20 protein-coding genes are annotated in these 20,792 nt (G+C 31.4%); 6 read left to right on the top strand and 14 right to left on the bottom strand.

What is annotated here, in order from left to right; translation table 11 throughout:
* Window positions 1-19: 19 nt before the first annotated feature.
* The 6 genes from ABID96_RS06120 to ABID96_RS06095 form a co-directional block, all read right to left on the bottom strand.
* The gene (locus tag ABID96_RS06120) at window positions 20-988 is read right to left on the bottom strand and encodes a quinone oxidoreductase family protein (RefSeq protein ID WP_192601267.1); all 969 of its coding nucleotides are present in this window, start codon (window positions 986-988) and stop codon (window positions 20-22) included.
* A 21-nt stretch (window positions 989-1,009) separates the two neighbouring features.
* On the bottom strand, window positions 1,010-1,978 hold the full coding sequence (nrdF, locus tag ABID96_RS06115) for a class 1b ribonucleoside-diphosphate reductase subunit beta (RefSeq protein WP_192601266.1): 969 nt from the start codon (window positions 1,976-1,978) through the stop codon (window positions 1,010-1,012).
* A 150-nt stretch (window positions 1,979-2,128) separates the two neighbouring features.
* Window positions 2,129-4,213, bottom strand: a complete 2,085-nt coding sequence (gene nrdE / locus ABID96_RS06110) for a class 1b ribonucleoside-diphosphate reductase subunit alpha (RefSeq protein ID WP_192601265.1) — start codon at window positions 4,211-4,213, stop codon at window positions 2,129-2,131.
* On the bottom strand, window positions 4,200-4,559 hold the full coding sequence (nrdI, locus tag ABID96_RS06105) for a class Ib ribonucleoside-diphosphate reductase assembly flavoprotein NrdI (RefSeq protein ID WP_192601264.1): 360 nt from the start codon (window positions 4,557-4,559) through the stop codon (window positions 4,200-4,202). The genes nrdE and nrdI overlap by 14 nt, the downstream gene beginning before the upstream one ends.
* Window positions 4,560-4,914: 355 nt before the next feature.
* Entirely contained in the window at window positions 4,915-5,109 is a 195-nt protein-coding gene (locus ABID96_RS06100; RefSeq protein WP_192601263.1) for a hypothetical protein, read from the bottom strand.
* A gap of 77 nt (window positions 5,110-5,186) precedes the next feature.
* Window positions 5,187-5,495 (bottom strand): hypothetical protein, encoded by a 309-nt coding sequence (locus ABID96_RS06095; protein ID WP_192601262.1) that lies wholly within the window; start codon window positions 5,493-5,495, stop codon window positions 5,187-5,189.
* A 178-nt stretch (window positions 5,496-5,673) separates the two neighbouring features.
* On the opposite strand from ABID96_RS06095, the gene ABID96_RS06090 reads away from it, so the two are divergent.
* A complete protein-coding gene (locus tag ABID96_RS06090) occupies window positions 5,674-5,859 on the top strand; it encodes a YkvS family protein (RefSeq protein ID WP_069035503.1) in 186 nt (61 codons plus the stop codon).
* A gap of 350 nt (window positions 5,860-6,209) precedes the next feature.
* On the opposite strand, the gene ABID96_RS06085 is transcribed toward ABID96_RS06090, so the two are convergent.
* A complete protein-coding gene (locus ABID96_RS06085) occupies window positions 6,210-6,320 on the bottom strand; it encodes a DUF6254 family protein (RefSeq protein WP_219732201.1) in 111 nt (36 codons plus the stop codon).
* 193 nt (window positions 6,321-6,513) lie between these two features.
* On the opposite strand from ABID96_RS06085, the gene ABID96_RS06080 reads away from it, so the two are divergent.
* The gene (locus tag ABID96_RS06080) at window positions 6,514-9,588 is read left to right on the top strand and encodes an efflux RND transporter permease subunit (protein ID WP_192601261.1); all 3,075 of its coding nucleotides are present in this window, start codon (window positions 6,514-6,516) and stop codon (window positions 9,586-9,588) included.
* A gap of 135 nt (window positions 9,589-9,723) precedes the next feature.
* Here the strand turns inward: ABID96_RS06080 and ABID96_RS06075 are convergent, their stop codons facing one another.
* Window positions 9,724-11,418, bottom strand: coding sequence for a M3 family oligoendopeptidase (locus tag ABID96_RS06075; protein ID WP_192601260.1), 1,695 nt, complete (start codon window positions 11,416-11,418; stop codon window positions 9,724-9,726).
* Between the two features lie 313 nt (window positions 11,419-11,731).
* Between ABID96_RS06075 and motA the strand changes: the two genes are divergently transcribed.
* Together motA and motB are read left to right on the top strand one after the other, a co-directional pair.
* Window positions 11,732-12,520: a flagellar motor stator protein MotA gene (gene motA / locus ABID96_RS06070; protein ID WP_192601259.1), complete on the top strand. Its 789-nt coding sequence runs from the start codon at window positions 11,732-11,734 to the stop codon at window positions 12,518-12,520.
* Window positions 12,513-13,268, top strand: coding sequence for a flagellar motor protein MotB (gene motB, locus ABID96_RS06065; RefSeq protein WP_192601258.1), 756 nt, complete (start codon window positions 12,513-12,515; stop codon window positions 13,266-13,268). Before motA ends, motB begins: the two co-directional genes overlap by 8 nt.
* A 20-nt stretch (window positions 13,269-13,288) precedes the next feature.
* Here motB and ABID96_RS06060 read toward each other — a convergent pair whose 3' ends face one another.
* The 3 genes from ABID96_RS06060 to mtnB all read right to left on the bottom strand — a co-directional run bounded on the left by ABID96_RS06060 (window position 13,289) and on the right by mtnB (window position 15,409).
* Window positions 13,289-13,750: a MarR family winged helix-turn-helix transcriptional regulator gene (locus ABID96_RS06060; RefSeq protein WP_192601257.1), complete on the bottom strand. Its 462-nt coding sequence runs from the start codon at window positions 13,748-13,750 to the stop codon at window positions 13,289-13,291.
* Window positions 13,751-13,801: 51 nt separating this feature from the next.
* Window positions 13,802-14,011, bottom strand: coding sequence for an aspartyl-phosphate phosphatase Spo0E family protein (locus tag ABID96_RS06055; protein WP_192601256.1), 210 nt, complete (start codon window positions 14,009-14,011; stop codon window positions 13,802-13,804).
* Window positions 14,012-14,773: 762 nt separating this feature from the next.
* On the bottom strand, window positions 14,774-15,409 hold the full coding sequence (mtnB, locus tag ABID96_RS06050) for a methylthioribulose 1-phosphate dehydratase (protein ID WP_192601255.1): 636 nt from the start codon (window positions 15,407-15,409) through the stop codon (window positions 14,774-14,776).
* A 764-nt stretch (window positions 15,410-16,173) separates the two neighbouring features.
* Between mtnB and ABID96_RS06045 the strand changes: the two genes are divergently transcribed.
* A complete protein-coding gene (locus ABID96_RS06045) occupies window positions 16,174-17,916 on the top strand; it encodes a B12-binding domain-containing radical SAM protein (protein WP_192601254.1) in 1,743 nt (580 codons plus the stop codon).
* Between the two features lie 102 nt (window positions 17,917-18,018).
* On the top strand, window positions 18,019-18,369 hold the full coding sequence (locus tag ABID96_RS06040; protein WP_088000113.1) for a DUF3905 domain-containing protein: 351 nt from the start codon (window positions 18,019-18,021) through the stop codon (window positions 18,367-18,369).
* Between the two features lie 71 nt (window positions 18,370-18,440).
* On the opposite strand, the gene ABID96_RS06035 is transcribed toward ABID96_RS06040, so the two are convergent.
* The 3 genes from ABID96_RS06035 to ABID96_RS06025 all read right to left on the bottom strand — a co-directional run bounded on the left by ABID96_RS06035 (window position 18,441) and on the right by ABID96_RS06025 (window position 20,727).
* The gene (locus tag ABID96_RS06035; RefSeq protein WP_192601253.1) at window positions 18,441-18,902 is read right to left on the bottom strand and encodes a DinB family protein; all 462 of its coding nucleotides are present in this window, start codon (window positions 18,900-18,902) and stop codon (window positions 18,441-18,443) included.
* Between the two features lie 593 nt (window positions 18,903-19,495).
* Window positions 19,496-20,002: a DUF3189 family protein gene (locus ABID96_RS06030; protein WP_192601252.1), complete on the bottom strand. Its 507-nt coding sequence runs from the start codon at window positions 20,000-20,002 to the stop codon at window positions 19,496-19,498.
* Between the two features lie 56 nt (window positions 20,003-20,058).
* Window positions 20,059-20,727 (bottom strand): DUF421 domain-containing protein, encoded by a 669-nt coding sequence (locus ABID96_RS06025; RefSeq protein ID WP_192601251.1) that lies wholly within the window; start codon window positions 20,725-20,727, stop codon window positions 20,059-20,061.
* Window positions 20,728-20,792 lie beyond the last annotated feature (65 nt).

Here is a 20,792-nt window from a genome sequence, read left to right as displayed (position 1 = left end):
AGGAAAATAAAAAATTTCTTTAAACAGTTAAAATGATTTTACCAGTTGATTTACGACTTTCTAACAATTCATGAGCAAGCTTCCCATCTTTTAATGAGAAAATAGTTGGGGATTGAACATTTATTTGTTTCGTTGCAATCCAATTAAACAATTCTTTACTTCTATTTATTCTTTCTTCTTTCGAAACAAGAACATTCCATAAATCTCCACCTGTTAATGTTTTTGAAGTATCCATTAACATTCTAGGATCAATATGAACTGGGTCTCCACCGGCCATTCCATAAAAAACAACTGTTCCGTGAACTTTTGTTGCTTCAAAACTATTCATAATGGTCGAACCAACAGATTCATATACTACGTCTACACCGTTTTTCTTTTTCGTTAATCCTTTAGTTAATGAAACCCAATCTTCGTTATATAATAGTACTTCACTAGCACCAATAGAAAGTGCTTTTTCTTTTTTTTCATTTGAAGAAGTTAATCCGATAACCTCTCCACCTTTTAATCTAATCATCTGAGTAAGTAATTGACCTACACCACCTGCAACTGCATGAACAAGTGCAGTATCACCTGGTTTAATTTGATAACTGTCATTGACTAAGTAATGTGCAGTTAAACCTTGAAGCATAACAGATGCTGCAATTTCAAAACTAATTTCATCAGGGATTGGTACAATATGCGTTTCTTTCGCTGCAACATATTCTGCATTTGCATAAGGTACATCAGCAAAAGCTACTCGATCACCTACTTTATATCCCGTTACTGAAGATCCAATTTCAGAAATAATACCAGAACCTTCATAACCTAAAATATAAGGTGGATTCCCTGCTAAATGATAATTTCCTTTACGACGATAGATATCTGCAAAATTAACTCCAACAGCTTTCATTTGAATACATACTTCATCATCTGAAATCGTTGGTTTAGCGATTTCCTCATACGTTAATACATCTGACGAACCAAACTCTCTAAAAACTAATGCCTTCATATTTCATACTTCCCAACATGTTTAAAATTCAAAAATAAAATCCTCATCTGTCAATTTTTCCACTGTAACTGCTTTTACATACCCGTTTCCTTTTACAGAGAAGAAATCATGATTCTTTGTATCAGTTTTTAGTCCATTTAAGACAATAGGATTAATATCTTCTTCATCAAAATATCCTTCGAATCCTAAATTCATTAATGCCTTATTTGCATTGTAACGAATAAATTTATTTACTTCGTCAACTAAACCGATAGATTCATAAATTTCTGCGGTATATTGCAATTCAATATCATATAACTGAACTAATAATGACATGGTTTCTTTATATAGTCGAGCTTTTTGTTCATCTGAAAATTCATCATAAATTTGTTGTGCAAGTATACCTACAAATACGCCGTGAATACTTTCATCACGTAGAATCAGGTTAATTATCTCACCACTTGCCGTCATTTTTCCTTGGCCAGCTAAGTATAACGGATAGAAAAATCCACTATAGAATAAGTAACTCTCTAAAAATACACTAGCTACCATTGCCATATATAATTCTTCTGAAGATACGTCGCGCTTTAATAAATTTAAATAATATGAAGAAATCAACTCAGATTTTTTCGTTAGGATTGGATGTTCATCGATCCATTTAAAAAGGTGATCAATTTCATCTTCAGTTGCAAGCGTTGTAAAAATATGTGAATAACTTTTCGCATGGACTTCTTCCATTGCACCCATAAATGCTAGTACACTTTTCGCTTGTAAATTTTTCAAGTGTACTAAAATAAGTGGCATCCCTTCTCCACCTTGTTTTGTATCTAATAAAGTTAATCCACCCAACACTTTTATAAACGTATCTTGCTCGTCCTTTGTAAGTGTATTCCATGTATTCTTATCTGACGAAACAACAATCTCTTCTTCAGTCCAAAATTGTGATAAATTTTGCTTCCAAAATACTAAACTAAAATCATCTTCTTTTTTATTCCAGTTTACAGCTTTCATCTAAAATGACCCCCTACTCACTAAAGAAAGCCCGAATATATAGATGTAGTATCAATAACATTCTCTATATACGAGCTTCCCAAAGACTTACTCATTAAATTTTCATATCATCGTTATATTTTCTATACATTTTGTGCTTTTTAGTATTGATTAGACTGAACAGCTAATACACTCTTCCACACTCAATTTTCTTGTACGCGTATAATATAAGCTTTTCAAGCCTTTTTTATTAGCATAGATATAATATCTTGCTAGTTCTCGGGTTGAAATATCACTATTTACATATAATATAGAGCTGATTCCTTGATCAATATGTTGTTGGATTTCAGCAATTAGATCAATTAATTTGTATTGATTAATATCGTAAGCCGACTTGTAATACCAGAAGCTTTTTTGTGATAAATAAGGCATTGGATAATAAGTTGTTGAATTTGCATATGTTCTAGATTCAATTACATTTACAATTGGCATAACTGAAGAAGTAGCGTTTTGAATGTAGCTAATTGATTGTGTAGGAGCTATTGCTAAGCGGTAGCTGTTGTATAAACCATATGCTTGTACTTGCTTACTTAATGTAACCCAATCAAATTCATTCGGAATATAAATTCCATTAAATAATTCTTTTACTTTTTCTGTTTTCGGTTCAAAAGATTGTATTTTGTACTTTTCAAAATAAGTACCTTTTGCATATTCACTTTTATTAAAGTCTTTAAATGTTTTTCCAGTTTCTTTTGCAATAAACATACTCTTTTCTATTGAGTAATAGTTCATCATCATAAAGAATGTACGTGCAAAATCCTTTGCTTCTTCACTTTCATAAGCAATTCCATTCTTTGCAAAGTAACCATGTAAATTCATTGCACCTAAACCAACAGAATGAAGTTCATCATTTGCTTTTTTAACAGTAGGTGCATTTTCAATTTCAGTCATATCAGATACAGCCGTTAATGCTTCAATTCCAACATGAACTGATTCTCTAATTGCTTTATTTTCCATTACATTCACAATATTTAATGAACCTAAATTACAGTTAACATCACGATTGATTACATCCTCTGATCCATAATTGTTGATCTCAGATGTTTCTTGTAATTGAAAAATCTCAGTACACAGATTTGACATTTTTATTTCGCCAATATCTTTTAAAGCATGCTGGTTGTTCGCGTTTGTTTTATACATTAAGTATGGATAACCAGATTCAAGTTGAATTGCCGCAATCTTAACTAATAAATCACGAGCTGATAAATCAAGTTTTTTCTTTTTAATTTTATCATTATTTAGAAGTTCATCGTATTTTTCATCAATATCAATATCATCTAAATGCATGCCGTATTCCTTGTAAACCGTATAAGGTGCAAATACATAGAATGGCTCATTTTTTTCTGCAAGTTCAAAGAATTTATTTGGAACAATTAATCCAATCGATAAAGATTGAATTCGACTTTTCTCATCGGCGTTAATTTTTTTCGTATCAAGAAACTCAATTACGTCCCAGTGGAAAATATTTAAATATGTTGCACCAGCACCTTTACGTTGGCCAAGCTGGTTTGCATATGAGAATGAATCTTCTAATAGCTTCATTACAGGAACAACACCACTTGCAGCGTTATCAATTTCTTTGATTTGTTCTCCACGTGCTCTAAGCTTAGATAAATTCAGTGCAACGCCACCGCCAATTTTAGAAAGCTGCATTGCTGTATTAATTTGAAAACCAATTGAGTTTAAACTATCATCCATTTCAAGTAAGAAACATGAAACCATTTCACCTCTTCTACTTCTACCAGCATTCAAGAATGTCGGAGTAGCAGGTTGATAGTTTTGTTGAATCATCATTTTCGCCAAATTTAATGCTTTATCAATATTGCCTCGTCCTAAATAAAGAGCAACGATCGCAATTCGATCTTCATATCCTTCTAAATAAAACTTTCCATCGTTTGTTTTTAATGCATAGTCCTTAAAGAATTTAGATGCTGCCATATATGATTGGAAAGTAAATCCAGCTTGATAAACTAGTTCATACATTCTTTCAATCTCAGTAAGGGAGTATTCTAATTCTACCTGATAATAATAGTTTTCTTGAGTCATATACTGTAAGCGTTCTTTAACAGAAGAGAATTGAATTTTTCTATCTTCTACTTCTTTTAGGAAACAAAGTAACGCTTCTTTATCTTTTTCAAGATCAAAAAAACCATCCTTTTTAATTGTTAATTCATTATTCAGCTCAATATGTCTCAAGCTTTTCCACTCCCTCAAGAAAATATTGTATATCACGACTTGTCCCTGACATTTCGAATTTTGACAAGACCGGTACGTTATATGTTTTGGCGATTTTATCTGCACTGGCTGCAAACATATCTCCCCAGTTTCGATTGCCACTTGCACTTACTGCTCTTAGATAATTTGAATTTTTCTCCAAAAAATGATGTACATTATCTGGAACACTTCCAAATCCAGTAGTGTAGGTTACAAGAATATAAGGTTCTTCGATTTTTAGTCCATCTTTTATTTGAATTGACGGCATTCTAATTTTATTGACAAAACGCTTAACATTGCCAGTCATTGAACTGTAAACTATCACCATAGGATCACCTCATTTTATATGTAAGAATATTTTATGAATATTTAAAAATCTCATGTTATATACCTACATATTGTATTACCTTTTTAGAACAAACACAATATATAGTTTCCTAAATGTGAAAATAAACATTTCGACAATCTCACTCAGAATGAAACAATAAGAGAAATTTAACAAATTATGGAGAAGAGTGCAATAAAGTGTAAAACGATTTTTTTGTCAATTGAGCCATACCGAGAAACATAAAAAAAATACCCATAAACGCCTTGCAAAACAAGAAAAAAGTCAAAAAAACTTTTTTTTTTTGCAATAGGTTTCTTGAGTACTTCTTAAAAAGTTATATATTTTTAAATATTTGTTAACTTCTAGCTTCTTCTATATATGTATAAATTACATCGCCACCATGCTGAGCAATTCCTCGGAAGTGTTTAAAGTCCTCTCGATTCACAATAATTTGTCTAAATGTTAAAAAATCTTCTTTTTTGATCAATATTTGTGCAATTTCACCGTTTTTAAGTTGTTCAATACCATTCAGCATTTCATTTTGTTCCATATTCTCACCCTTTAATAATAGATCTTACTGTTATAATGCTTCCATCTAACATTATCAAAGATATTACTATATGAAAACTAAATTGTTACATCTAAAACTTTCTCTGTGACAAATACATTTGAATCTTCATTCTTAAGTAGAATGACTTCAATTTCTCCATCAATTATGACTAAAAATGCTTTTGGTATTAATTCCAATCCAGTACCAAGACATTCAAATTGAGCTTTTGCATGTCCCTCACCTAGTAGAACGACCATTTCAAAAACTGGAATGACAATGATCTGATCAAAAAATAAAATAGGATCACCAATCAAAGTATTACTGCCAACAAATTCTTTTATTTCTTCTTCTAAATCATACTGTAAATCTTCAATCCATTTCTTCAAGAAAGTAACCTCCAAAAAGTGCTACATCCATTTTTTACCCTTCTTGTAATTTTTAAACATATTTTTGAATTTAAATTGACTAAATTGTAAAAAATATTCAATTTTCTCTTTACCTTTAAACCGTTTTCATGCATTATAGAAGGTGTAAAATGAAAACTTTTTATTAGGAGATACGCTCATGAAAATTGCAGAAGCTGGAAATATCATTGAGTTTAAACAAGGGTTAAAAGGAAGAGTTCAAAAAGTGAATAAAAATTCTGTCATAGTAGACATATCGATAATGGAAAACTTTAGAGATTTAGAAATGGAACCGCTTACAGTTGTTAACCATAAAAATTATAAAATTGTAAGAACCGCAGAATAATTGTTCAATAGATGACGTTTAACAAGCGCATTTCGTGGTCGGAGTAACATTTTAATTTAATAATAAATAGTCAGTTACTACCTCTTGTTGAGATTAATAAACTAAACAGATTATAAATTGTATGTTTTGTTGTATTTTAGAGAATAACAAAATAATAGAAACCGTACTTACATACTTCTACATTTTTTTGAATTTTGTAAAATAATAAGCGTTTCAAATCATCCTTAAGTCCCGTGTGCATCACGGGACTTTTTTTTATGATTACATTTGTTAATGTGAGTAAATTGGATAAATATTTCAGATTTGGACATAAAACCAAAACTAAAAAAATTGAAAGGAGCAATATTATATTATTTAGTTTCTTTGTCCAATTCTTTAAAAGATTTTACTTTCTCATGTGGTTGTTGGTTCGTTTTTCTTTCATTCCAAAAACGTTCTTTTTCACTTTTAGATTTTGTCATCATTCCACCCCCTTAAGTAATTTCGTTTTTTATCCTTTCACAAAATTGTAGATTATATGTAATCTTTCATTTTTACATATTTTAGACAAAATTCACATGTAAAAAATAGCATTTGAAATTTGGTGAACTTCAAAAATTCATTTTGTTAATGACGATTGATTTATTCACCTCAATTTAGAAAGGAAGGTATTGAATGAACTTTTTAACAAAGTTTAGTTTAAAAAATTCAGTAGCTGTTTTTATTATTTCATTTTTATTAATATTTGGTGGGTTGTACTCTTATTCAAAATTAAAGGTTGAGGAGCTTCCAGATATTGAATTTCCGGCTATTTCTGTTCAAGTAGTATACCCTGGAACAGCACCAGAGGATGTAAATGAACAAATTACGACGAAACTTGAAACTTCTTTTAAATCAATTGAGGGTATTAAAACTTTATCAAGCTCGTCATTTGAAAGTGTTTCTGTCATTAATTTAGAATTTCCATTTAATACAGACATGGATAAAGTGGAACAACAAATTAATTCAACTCTTAAGGAAGCTGGCCTACCTGAAAATGTAACATCAAAAGTTGATCGTTTTTCATTCGGCTCCTTCCCAATCTATTATCTTTCAGTATTTTCAAAAGAAGGTTCAAATATTGAAAAGGTTTTAGATGAGGAAATTGTTCCTGCATTAAACAAAATCGAAGGTGTAAACAGTGTCTCTATTGGTGGGGGAAAATCGACTTCCCTATCTATTGAATTAGATAAAGAAAAAATCGCAAAATTAGGGCTCTCTTTATCAACCGTTAAAGACCAGATTAACGCAAAATTCCTTTCATTCCCTGCTGGAAAAATTACTGATGGTGATATTAAAGTTCCTATTCGAATTGAGGAAAAACTTGATACCATTCAAAAATTGAAAGATCTAGAACTACAAATTACATCCTTTGGCACAACTCCTAATGAATCACAAACAGTACAACCAAAAGTTTTATTAAGTGATGTAGCTAAGATTGAATCGATTACTTCTCAAGATGAACTAATTAGATATAACGAAAAAGATTCGATTTCTATGGCGATTACTAAAAAACAAGATGCAAATACAGTAGCAGTAGCAGATAAAGTGATAAACGTACTCAATAAGTATAAGAAAGAAGTTTCTTATAAAGTAGGTTATAGCTCTGCAGAAGGTGTAAAACAATCTGTTGAATCACTTGTAAAGGAAGGCTTGCTAGGTGCAGTATTTGCTTCGATTGCAGTGTTATTATTTTTACGAAATGTCCGAGCAACTTTTATCGCAATTATTTCGATTCCATTATCATTATTAATTACATCAATCTTCTTACTAGAATTGGATATTACTTTAAATATTATGACGCTAGGTGGGATGGCAGTTGCCGTTGGGCGCGTAGTTGATGATAGCATTGTTGTCATAGAGAACATCTTCCGTCGTATTCGAAAATCAAAAGAAGGCATGTCAAATGAATTAATTCTTTCTTCAACAAAAGAAATTCTAAAAGCAATCACGTCTTCAACCATTACGACAATCGTTGTATTTTTACCACTTGGAGTAGTTGGCGGTTTTACTAGCAAAATCTTCTTACCATTTGCCTTAACGATCGTCTTTTCATTACTGGCTTCTTTATTGGTTTCCATTACAATTGTGCCAATTCTTGCTCGTTATTCATTTAAGAAAGTACCACCTGAGGAAAAAGAGGAAAAGCTTCAAATTTGGTATGGCAAATTAATTGAAAAGTCATTAAACCGTAAATGGATTGTAATTGTTTTAGCGATTGTATTACTTCTTGGTTCATTTTCATTAGTTGGCAGACTTGGATTTACATTTATCCCTAATGAAGCATCTAGAGCGATTATTGCACAATTAGAGTTACCTTCTTCGACTTCAATTGAAAAAACAAATGATGTTTCTTTAAAATTAGAAAAAATGTTTTTAGAAATGGATGAAGTAAAAGAAATCTCTACTGGGGTTGGTAGTCGTGACTTTATGACAGGATTAAAGACTGAAAATAAAGCAAGTTACTTTATTAACCTGAAAGACAGTGCAGATGTAGATACTTTTATTAAAGAAACTAAAAGTAAAATGGAAGAAGTAGCTACATCAGAAGTAAAAGGCGCAAAAGTTGGATTACAGGAAAATTCATCAAGTGGTCCTCCTTCCAATAATAATGTTGATATAAACTTGTATTCAAATAACTTAGTAGCTCTTCAAGAAAGTGCAAAAAAAGTTGAAGAATACATGAAAGACAATGATGATTTAAAATATGTAACAAATAATTTCTCAGAAAAACAAAAACAAGTTATTGTTTCCATTGATGAAGAGAAAGTTTCAAAAAATGGAATCTCATCAGGTTACATTTTAGGGTTGGTAGCTGATCAAACAAATCCTATCAGTTTAGGCACTTTAAAAATTGATGGTAAAGACCAAAATGTTCAGATTACTTATAATAAAGAATTACAATCTATTGAAGATATTAAAAAGATTACTCTTTTCGGTAAACTTGGACCAGTTAAACTATCTGATGTTGCAGATGTTAAATCAGTCGAAACTTATTCTACGATTCAAAAATTAGATGGCAAGGTATATGCGAAGGTTTCTGCTCAAATTAAAGGGAAGGATATCGCAAAAGTAACAAATGATGTTGTAAATGGTGTAAAAAAAGAAATCGACCTACCATCTGATGTATCACTTAAAGGTGGTGGCGGAAGCGACGATACAATGCAAACCTTTAAAGATTTAGGGGTTGCTATGGGTGTAGCGATCGGATTAGTTTATTTAACAATGTTAATTGCTTTCGGTAAGGCTAGAATTCCATTTATCATTCTCTCTGCTCTTGTATTTGTTCCGATTGGATCATTTGTTGCGCTATTTATTGCAGGCGAGCCATTGTCTATCAGTGTAATGATAGGATTATTAATGTTAATTGGAATCGTTACTACAAATGCAATTGTATTAGTTGATCGCATTGGTCAAAATATTGATCAAAAGCAATTACCACTCCGTGAAGCGATCATTGAAGGTGGTAAAACACGTCTTCGTCCGATATTAATGACGGCATTTGCAACAATTGCTGCATTATTACCTTTAGCACTGACAACATCAACAGGTACTTTAATCTCAAAAGGATTAGCCATTACAGTTATAGGTGGATTAACATCATCTACCTTATTAACGTTAGTATTTATCCCAGTAGTATATGAATTATTCTTCTCACGAAAAAAGAAGAATAAAGTTAAAAAAGATAAATCGACAATTGTTAACGGGTAAAGGTCAATAGAAAGTAAAATGGTTTGTAATGTTAGCCAATTTAATGAAAACGAAGTATAGGGCACCTGTACCCTTACTTTCTCTTTTTTCATAATAAAAAACTCCGATTCAAAAGAGCGAATCGGAGTTTTCTTATTATAGGTTATGATCATTAACCCCATCTAACCATTTTTTGACCGGTGCTAATGTTTTTTCGATACTTCCTTCATTAAAAGGTGATTCTAGTTTTGCTTCACTTACTAGACCTAAAAATGATTTACTGCCTCCTAATTGACATAAGCCAACATAGTCAGACCACGCTGCATCACGATCTTCATGCATTTTATTCCAGAATTGCAATGCACAAATTTGAGCTAATGTATAATCAATATAATAGAAAGGTGATTGGTAAATGTGACCTTGTCTTTGCCATAGGCCACCTTTTTCTAAATAGCTATTGCCATCATTTACGCGATGAGGTAAATATTTTGCTTCTAATTCTTTCCAAAGACCATGTCTTTCCTCAGGGGTTAATTCTGGTTTTTCATAGATTGCATGTTGAAATTCATCAACCGCTACACCATAACTAATGAATGTAACAGCGCTACTTAAATGAGTAAAGTAATATTTCTCTGTATCCTCTTTAAAGAAGTTTTCTTGCCACGGCCAAGTAAAGAATTCCATACTCATTGAGTGAATTTCACAAGCTTCATATGTCGGCCAATAATACTCTGGCGTATTAAACTTACGACTCTCGTAAACTTGGAAAGCATGACCTGCTTCATGCGTTAAAACATCGATATCTCCTGAAGTTCCATTAAAGTTAGAAAAGATATAAGGTGCTTTGTAGTTAGGGATATAAGTACAATAGCCTCCTCCCTGCTTTCCTTCTTTCGCAACTAAATCCAATAAATTTTCATCAAGCATGAATTGGAAAAATTCACTTGTTTCTTTTGATAATTCATCGTACATTTTTTTACCGTTTTCAATAATCCACTCTGGACTACCTTTTGGTGTTGCATTTCCTGTTACAAACTCGAATTTATCATCATAATAGTAAAGCTCATCTACACCAATTCTCTTTGCCTGACGCTCCCTTAATTCAGTAGCAATCGGTACAATCGTATCATAAACTTGGTCTCTAAACTTTTTCACATCGCTTGCATTATAATCTGTTCTTAACATTCGAGCGTACGCTAATTCAACAAAGTTAGAAAATCCTAATTTATTTGCAATACTAGAACGAATTTTTACTAACTTATCAAAAATTAAATCAAATTTATCCTGGTTTTTTGAGAAATAACCAAAGTATGTATCATAAGCAACTTTTCTTACTTCTCTGTCCTTATCCTCGAAATGAGCTGAAATTTGCGCTAATGTTTTCACCTCTCCGTAGAAAGGTAGCTTTGCTGCGGCAACCAATTTACCATATTCAGTCGTCAATTTATTTTCTTCTTGTAGATCTGGAATTACCTCTTCACTTAAAATTTTCACTTCACATTCAGCTAATGCAAATAATTGTTTACCATACTTTTCTTCTAATTGCTCTCTGAAAGGTGAACTAATCAACGCTTTATAATATTGCTGACCATATGATTGAACAATTGGCGTATTCTCATCGAAAAAAGCTTGCTCATCTTCGTAGAATTTATCATTTGTATCGATAGAATGACGAATTGCACAAATATTTTCCATTGTAGAAAATTCATTTCTTAAGTCATTAATTTCATTCATTGCTAACTCTTGTTCAAAAACTGTTGAAGCATCATAAAAATTTTGTAATCGTTTTTTAAAGTCTTCTCCGAAATTTTTTATATTGGGTCTAATGTATTGGTAATCTTGGAAACTCATGATTATCCCTCCATTTTGTGTGATATTGCTATTATATAAAAAAAAGTCTAGTAAAAAAACCATAATTTAAACTAATTTCTGAAAATTTAAAATTATTAACGTATGACTAGATAAGTATTAATTTTATCCGATAGTAATATAGAAGATGAGTTTTGTTGTAAAAAAAATGATACTATATGACCTTTTCGTTTCTTTTTAGAATAATTACAATAATTCTAAATGAAAAGTAACATTTTTATACAATAAAACAGATTTAGCGACATAATTTTACAAACACATAAAGATTTTATAGAGAGAGAGGAATTTTGGGGATATGGATAAAAGCTCGGTTATAGGTATTATATTAGGATTTATTGCAGTTGGAGTTGGGATGGTATTAAAAGGAGTTTCGCCTGCTGTATTAGCGAATCCAGCAGCGATCTTAATTATTATTCTTGGAACAATTGCAGCCGTTGCAATCGCATTTCCGATGAGTGAATTAAAAAGGATACCCGCATTATTTAAAATTTTATTTGGTAAAGAAGAAAAAGAAAGTGTTTTAGATGTCATCCAATTATTTTCTGATTTAGCTGTTGTAGCTAGAAGAGATGGGCTTTTAGCATTAGAAGCAAAATTAAATGAAATTGAAGATACATTCTTAAAGTCAGGCTTAACATTAGCAATTGATGGACAATCACCAGAATATATTAGAGATGTTCTTGACGAAGAAATAGATGCAATGAAAGAACGTCATCATGCTGGTGCTTTAATCTTTACACAAGCAGGAACATATGCACCGACACTAGGAGTTTTAGGGGCAGTAATCGGATTAATAGCTGCTCTTGGTAATTTAAGTGACACTGATTTACTAGGTCATGCGATCGCAGCTGCTTTCGTTGCAACATTAATGGGTATTTTCACTGGATATGTTTTGTGGCATCCATTTGCAAACAAATTAAAGCGTAAATCTAAAGCAGAAGTGAAAAGAAAAGAAATTATGATTGAAGGTATTTTATCAGTATTAGAAGGTCAACCTCCTCGATTAATTGAACAAAAATTAGCAGTATACTTACCAATTAAAGAACGTATGTTAATCAACTCAGGAGAGAAAGCTGATGAGTAAAAAGAAAAAACATGAAGATCACGAGGAGCATATTGATGAAAGTTGGTTAATACCTTACGCGGATTTACTGACTTTATTATTAGCACTTTTTATCGTTCTATTTGCTTCAAGTAGTGTTGACGCAACTAAGTTTAAACAAATCTCTGATTCCTTTACAACCATTTTCAATGGCGGAACTGGCGTTATGAATTACCCGACTGAGACAATCCCTCAAGAAAATCCTAAAGGTAGTTCAAATGAAAAAGATAATAAAGGTAATGGAGAAACTACTCAAAAAGAACTAAAAGAAGTACAAAAAAAAGTAGAACAATATATTAAAAATAATAAACTTCAAGGTAGTCTAAAAACTGAATTAACTGATGAAGGCTTATTAATCACAATTACAAACGACGTTTTATTTGATTCAGGGAGTGCGATTGTTAGAACAAGTGAACGAAGCATTGCAACACAAATTTCTAATTTATTGATCTCAAACCCACCATTAAGCGTTATAATTTCAGGACATACAGACAATGTACCGATTAAAAATGAATTGTTTCAAGACAACTGGGATTTAAGTGTTACACGTGCTGTAAACTTTATGAAAATCATGTTGGAAAATAAAAAATTAAAACCACAATCATTTAGTGCAAAGGGTTATGGAGAATATAAACCAATAGCAAGTAATCATACACAAAAAGGAAGAGCAAAAAATAGACGTGTTGAAATTTTAGTTCTTCCAAGTAACACGAACCCAAATACGAAATAATGACAATGGAAAAAGCTCATCTAAAGTGAGCTTTTTTCATTTGTTCCATGATATCCGATTTTCTTTAACAAGTGAATTAAGAAATTTTTCTCCTCGTTTGAAAGATCACTCATTTGTTCATGTAAGAATTGTTCATGTATTGGGAATATCTCATTCATTAAAGTATTTCCACTATCTGTAATCTCTGCATATATGACTCTTCGATCAGCACTGCATGGATTACGTACAACAAGCCCTTTTTTCTCTAACTTATCGACTACATAAGTAATACTTCCGCTCGCAATTAAAATCTTCTCACCAATATGCTGAAGTGGCTGATTGCCTTTATGGTACAATAGCTCCAAAACAGCAAACTCAGTCGGATTTAGATTAAATTCTGCAATTGATTTATTGGCAGAGTCATTTATTTTTCGATGCGCTCGAGATAATACAATAAATAGTTTTAATGAAAGTTCTATTTCATCTCTATTCGTCTCATTCATTCTAATACTCCTTTAATTCCAATTAAATACTCCATCTATTTTATGATTACCTTATTGTTTCATATTACGGTTTTTCGATGATAAAATACGGCCCGATATTCCTTGAGAGTTTTTCTGATATGAAATAATAAGCTCATCTAATTCTTGACTGGCTCTTAATGTAAGTTGTTCATTCAAACCTCTAGTTTCCGCAAAAAATACCATTTCTTCTCTTTTTAATGAGATTGATAATAATAAATGGCTGAGTTGAGATTCATTCATTTACACTATTTCCCTTCCGCAGGATTGTTGTTAATAAATAAACTTAATAATAGAAAGTATTTTTTTGTCTACTATTCATTTTATCTCATATTTCTAAAGTGATACAAGATGAAACCTACTAAGTTTACTTACTTAGTAGGTTTTTTTACAATTATATAAAATAGTTCTTCTTATCTTTATTAATTAGACGACTTTCAACGAATTCCTTCTTATATTGATTAAATTTGATATAATCTTACCATAAATTCAATAAAACATTAAATTTTAGTATAAATATAGAAGTTTGTTGATTTTCACGATAAATATGTATAATTTTTAAACAAGTAATTTTGCATTTTTCATTTCTACTTTATTCATAATTTTTTAAAATTTTAATGATCAAGTACACAAGACTATAAGTTCAATTATTAAATATAAGGCCCTGTTAAAAAAGAATGTTTATTTCCATTCCAGGTACGTCGCTTACCATGGGGCGTTAGACGACCCTAAGCCTCCCGGTCTACACGATGTGGATCATGCATGCGTTACGACAGGACGTCGTGGTTTTAACATGCCTACCTTGTGCCCTCCTGGGTCTCAAGTTTTCCGTATCTCCCATAGGAGTCTTCGAACCTTCCATCCCAAATTACTCTTTAACCAGCTATTCTCTTTCTTACTCTGATTGTATTTAGCTAAAATCAACAATTACTATTAACGGTGCCAATAAAAAAGCTAAAAATATAATGAAATACATCCTTCATTACATTTTTAGCTTTACATATATTAATTTCCAGCTTTAATTTTATGGCCCTGTATCATCATCATTTTAACTTTAAAGCTAATGAGGAACTCAATTCCTTCCAACCATTTCTTCGTCTCTAGAGGCGTTCTCCCCCATACAGTTATTCCATGATTTCTAACAAGTACTGCTCCATAATCATTCGTTAGAAATGGTGTATAGGAACGTTTAAACGCTTCCATATCCTGTGCATTTTCAATAATAGGAATCGTAATTTTGCTATTTGTATAGGAACCTGTTATGATATGAATCATTTCATTATCTTCAAGCTCTACTTTGCCTTCATCTCCAAACAGTTCAGAAATAATATTATTGTCAACCGTATGTACGTGTAACACACATGCAGCAGACGTCTTTTCATAAATATTGGCATGAATTAATGTTTCAAGGGAGGGTTTTAATACCGTATCAAAAACTGGCTCCCCTTGGTTATTAACTACAATAAATTCTTCATCACATCGCGCTCTTTTATCTTTTTCATCTGCTGTTACAAGGAATAATAATGGATCATCAGAAATTTTCATTGATAAATTCCCACTTGTACCATAAAACCAATCCCGCTTTGCCAAGTCACATTTAATATTTGCAAGTTTCTTCCACTGTTCTAAGAATAAACTCATTCTTACACCTCCATTTAGTTAGACTATCTATTGGCATGCCTTTGAAAATTCAAACTATTCTTACTATTTAATGAAATTATGTCATGCATCCAACTTCATTGTCAATAGTTCTAAATAAATGAACAAACTCCAATAATTTACATCAACATTCTTTTTCTGATAATCTTTATTGATTTAATACTTTTTTTACTTCTTGTTTTGACAATACCCCAAACTTATTACATAAAATTGTAAAAAACACTATTTTTCGATTCATGATTGTGTCCTTTCTTTCCTTAAGGAAACTTTTTTGCATTTAGTAAATTATATGAATTCATCATACAAATGTGATAATTACGTAGTTGATTCTACAGATTTTCTGCAATAAAAATATTGGAGGTTTTCACATATGATTATATTCTCCGCGTGAATCTCGTAACTACCATTAACATCAACTTTTAGGCCGTCGTGGTTTTAGTGAGCCCACCATTTTCGAAGATGCTCTAGCTCACGCTCCACGGAAGTGAGCAACCTGGAATTGTAATCAACTAACGAATTCTTCTAAAGCCACAATAGATACGAAAACTGCATTTCTAAATAGCTTTTGGATTTAACAGTAAAGACATTTAGAAATTCTTTAAATTTGTGATAAAATAAGACGACTAAAAATAAGGCTCCATTCTAAATGTTTGATTGTTTATTAAAACTGTAAGATAAATATGAACCCGCTACAAACAAAAAGCATATGACAGATGTGGGGCCAAAATAAAAAACGAGGTATGTAAATGAAAGTCGTATTAGCAACATTAAATGCAAAATATATTCATACGAATTTAGGTATTCGATATATAAAAGCTTATGCTCAGCCAGAATATGAAATTGAACTTGCTGAATATACAATTAAAGATCCTAGTATGAATATCATTACTGATTTATATAAGAAGAAACCAAAAATAGTTGGATTTAGCTGTTATATTTGGAATATCGAACAAACGATTGAAGTCATTCAAATGTACAAAAAAATAGACCCTAATGTTACGATTTTTATCGGAGGACCTGAAGTAAGTTATGATGTTCAATACTGGTTGGATCGAGTAAAGGAAGTTGACGTTGTTGTCGTTGGTGAAGGAGAAATTACAGTTAAAAACCTAATCAAAGCGATCGACAATGGAGAAGATTTTCCGAAGATTTCTGGAATTGGTTATAGAGATAACGGCTTAAATATTGTTAGACCTCAAACTGAAAAATTAGATTTAACAACCATTCCATCGCCTTATCGTTTTAAAGAAGACCTACCTTTTCTAAGTAAAAGAATTCAATATATTGAGACAAGTCGTGGCTGTCCATTTAATTGCCAGTTTTGTCTATCTTCTATTGAAGTAGGTGTTCGTTATTTCAATCGTGAAGTGATTAAAGACGACATTCGTTATCTAATGGCAAATGGTGCAAAAGTATTTAAGTTTGTTGATCGAACATTTAATATAAGTAGAAGCTACGCGATGGATATGTTCCAATTCTTAATTGATGAGCATGTAGAAGGTACGGTATTTCAATTTGAAATTACAGGCGATATTATGAGACCTGAAGTAATTGAATTTCTTAATGAAAATGCACCTAAAGGTTTATTCCGATTTGAAATTGGTGTTCAATCTACGAACGACGCTACTAATGAACTCGTTATGAGAAGACAGAATTTCGAAAAACTATGTCGTACAGTAACACTCGTTAGAGATGGCGAAAAAATTGACCAGCATTTAGACTTAATTGCAGGCTTACCGGAGGAAGATTATCAATCGTTTAGACAAACGTTTAATGATGTTTTTGCACTTCGTCCAGAAGAGCTTCAACTTGGATTCCTAAAAATGCTTCGAGGCACTGGTGTCCGATTAAGAGCACATGAACATGACTATGTATACATGGATTATGCACCATACGAGGTGTTAGGTAATAATATTCTATCTTTTGATGATATCGTGAAAATTAAGCAAGTAGAGGATGTTCTAGAAAAATACTGGAATGACCATAGAACAAATAATACAATTGAGTATTTAATCGAAAATGAATTCGAAAGCCCATTTGATTTCTTCCAATTATTTGGTTCATATTGGGAAGAACGTGGTTGGTCACGAATAGGCCATCAGCTAGAAGATTTATTTAAAAGGTTAGATGAGTTCTTAAACCATTTTTCAATCAAAAATGAAAAAATCACAAAAGATATTATGAAAGTAGATTATTACTTAAATCATAAATACAAACCTCGAAAACCGTGGTGGGACGAAAGTACTGACAATGATTTTTCAAAAAAAATATATAAACAAATACTTGAGCAACCAGAATTTTTAAGTAAAGAATTCTTAGCTCTTAACTTAAATGAAAAAGAATTATATAAACATACTATGGTTGAACTACTTTCATTTGATATTGAACATTTCTTACAAACGAATGAATATAGAACCGGTTCATATGCAATGTTAATATTCTTTTCACCAAAAACCTTAAAACCATCATTTTTCACATTAGAAGTGTAATGAATAAGGACAATACCATTTTTATGGTATTGTCCTTTTGTTTTGTTCTTTTGAATTGAATTCACTTAAAAGCTAATAATATTTGTAAGTCGAGGTGATAAAATGAACAGAAAAAAAGAAAACAAAAAAATTGAATCTCCGGTATTGAATGAAACTTTACCGCATATTTCTAACTTTCCTTCTTTTAAAGGAACCGATGTCAAAATGGAGGAACCATTTATCAATTCAAAAGGTGTTGTCATTGGTGATAGTAAATACAGTTCGCCAAATTCTCCTTTAAATAATTGGTCCGATGAGGTTGATCCTGCTGTTATGGCTGGAGATGAATGGGTCCACCCAACAAATGATATTGGATGGGCAACAGCAGAAAATTCAGCTATCATTGAATCTAAAAAATTAGATAGAGAACCTGGAAAGCAATTTATGCATCCACAGCACGAAACAAGAGATTAAAGATGTGGGGATGGGAAATGGAATCCATTTCTCCCCTCTCCTTTATCTGTTTTCGTTTTCCATCGCCTATACTATTCAAATAAAGAAACTCGCATATCTCCATTTTTCAAAACTACTAATGTATGTAATTGTGCCCTGTGATGCGTAAAATGGACTAAAATTTCAAGTAACCATTCAAATCTTGTATATTCTACTCCCCAATATGATGACTTTTTTTGCATTAGTTCCTCTTCATTGTAAAGTCTATAAGTGTTGACGAGCTGCTCTCTTCCACTCAGTAACAAAGCTTTTAATTCCACAATCGTATGACATTTTACTGATTCATAAAATGTTTCCATTTCATTTTTTGTTGCACTATTACTTATAAATATATCTGCTGACATTAGTTCACACAAATGTTGTACTAACTCACCGATTGATCTTTTGTTCGCCATTGGTCGATCATGTAAGTCATCGTCGCTTAAACTATCGATTATTTGAATTACAGTATCTACGGAGAAACTTAATTGATGAATTACACTTTCAACATACATATATTTTCCCTACCATTCTTTTTCTTCCATATTATCAAATCCGAACTCTACTTACTATCATCCACACCAAACCAAATACAATTCTCATCGTTTCCGATCGGTGTTTTTTCACCTAATTTAGAATACATATAGAGTGGCATTTAAACATTAGCATGGCATGAAACCTTAGAATTACACGAAATCCTAGCGGCAACGACATATTATCTTTTGAAACTAAAGAGCCATTCAAAACTAATGACTGATAAAGAATTAAAAGAAATTATATATTATTTCAATTAAAAAAATAGAAAATCATATTCTTAAAGTATATAAGTAATATTACAATTGGAGAAAGGGATACGAAAAGAGCAATATGCTAGTGAAATGTTTGCAGAGGATTTATAATCTGCGTCTAAACGTTAATTAAAATGTATGCTCATGCTATTACTGAAACTGCCACTTCTGAGCATTCTGAGCTTAGAGGAATTATTCAATTTTATCGCTAAAAAAGGTCAATATTCTGCCTATAAAATAAATGACTTAATTCAAAATGATATAGATGTTTTAAAAATCCCATATTAAAAAAAATTGGACGTATTGAATACGTCCATGTTTTAGTTCTTATTAAAATTTTTATTATCTAATGTCGTTACTTTCTCAACAGCCAAATGTTGATAATTCTTTGTATTTTCAACTAATTTAATTAAATTTATATAAGTTTGTTTTGCACCTAATACAAGTAAAGGTACGCCAATAAAATCAATTTTTAAAAATCTAGAAGTAAATCCACCTAAAGTCATTGCTAGAGGAACTGTCGGTGATGTATTTGATAAAATAATTTTGTCGTCATTATTTAGTAAAAGCATACCTAAGCTCTCAATTGCTGCATTTACATTTTTCGTATATCGTCTTGCAACCGTATATACTTTATCTCCATTTTCATCCTCACCATGGTAATATAGTTTCCCACCATCTTTTGGCTTTAATTTATTAAATAAATCTACGTTTTTGACTTCACTATCTGTTGGCTTACGATCCTTTGGTAATTTATTTAAATGATATGCTGCAGCTAAAGGTGAAGAATGTGTACCTCCAAAACAATTATAAATATAATATTTCATGTTAGTTCATCCCTTTATATTTAATTCAAAAATTTTGTATTATACAGATTACCTTTTTAATACGTATGTAAATGTAATTGTTTAGAATCCCATTCTGCAAAACAAACTTGTTTTAAAGTTAAATTTGCTTCGGTTAATTTTTTATGCACCCATTTCTCATCCTTTTTCAATGAGTGTAGAGACCTTTCAATAATCTTGCCATCACTGATGATGACCATTGGCATGATCGCCTTTTCTGCATTAATTTTTAAATCTTGCTTTGTTGCAGCATCATAGCTCGACTTTTTTAAGACACTAACAGAACCATCATTCTCCAAAATTGCATATGCAACTTCGTTAACAGAAAATGCACTTTTTGCCCTAAGTAATTGTAATAGCTGATCGATATCTAATCGATTTTTTTTTAGTTCATTCCATTGGATAATCCCTTTTTTGATAACGACTGATGGATCCCCCTCTAGAACCTTCCTTGCACGACGTGATTTTTGGGTAATCACTTCAGTAATAAAGATCAAAGCGCTCCATGTAAAAATACTAAATAATATATGAGGAAGATTTGCTTTATCATCATAAATTGCATCTCCCAAAATATTACCTAGTACAAGAGCTGAGATAAAATCAAAAGGGGTAATTTGATTAATTTGCGTTTTACCAAGTATTTTAACGACTATAAAAAGAGCAATATACCCAAAGAATAATTCATTTAATATTTCAAGGTATCCCATTATTTACACTCCTGTATATTTAGTACCTATTAAATTTTCTTACTATTTCAAGCTTTTTATTCACA

Source organism: Gottfriedia sp. OAE603 (assembly GCF_040543965.1).
Classification (GTDB): domain Bacteria; phylum Bacillota; class Bacilli; order Bacillales; family Bacillaceae_G; genus Gottfriedia; species Gottfriedia solisilvae.
This window is presented reverse-complemented; position numbering and strand designations above follow the sequence as displayed.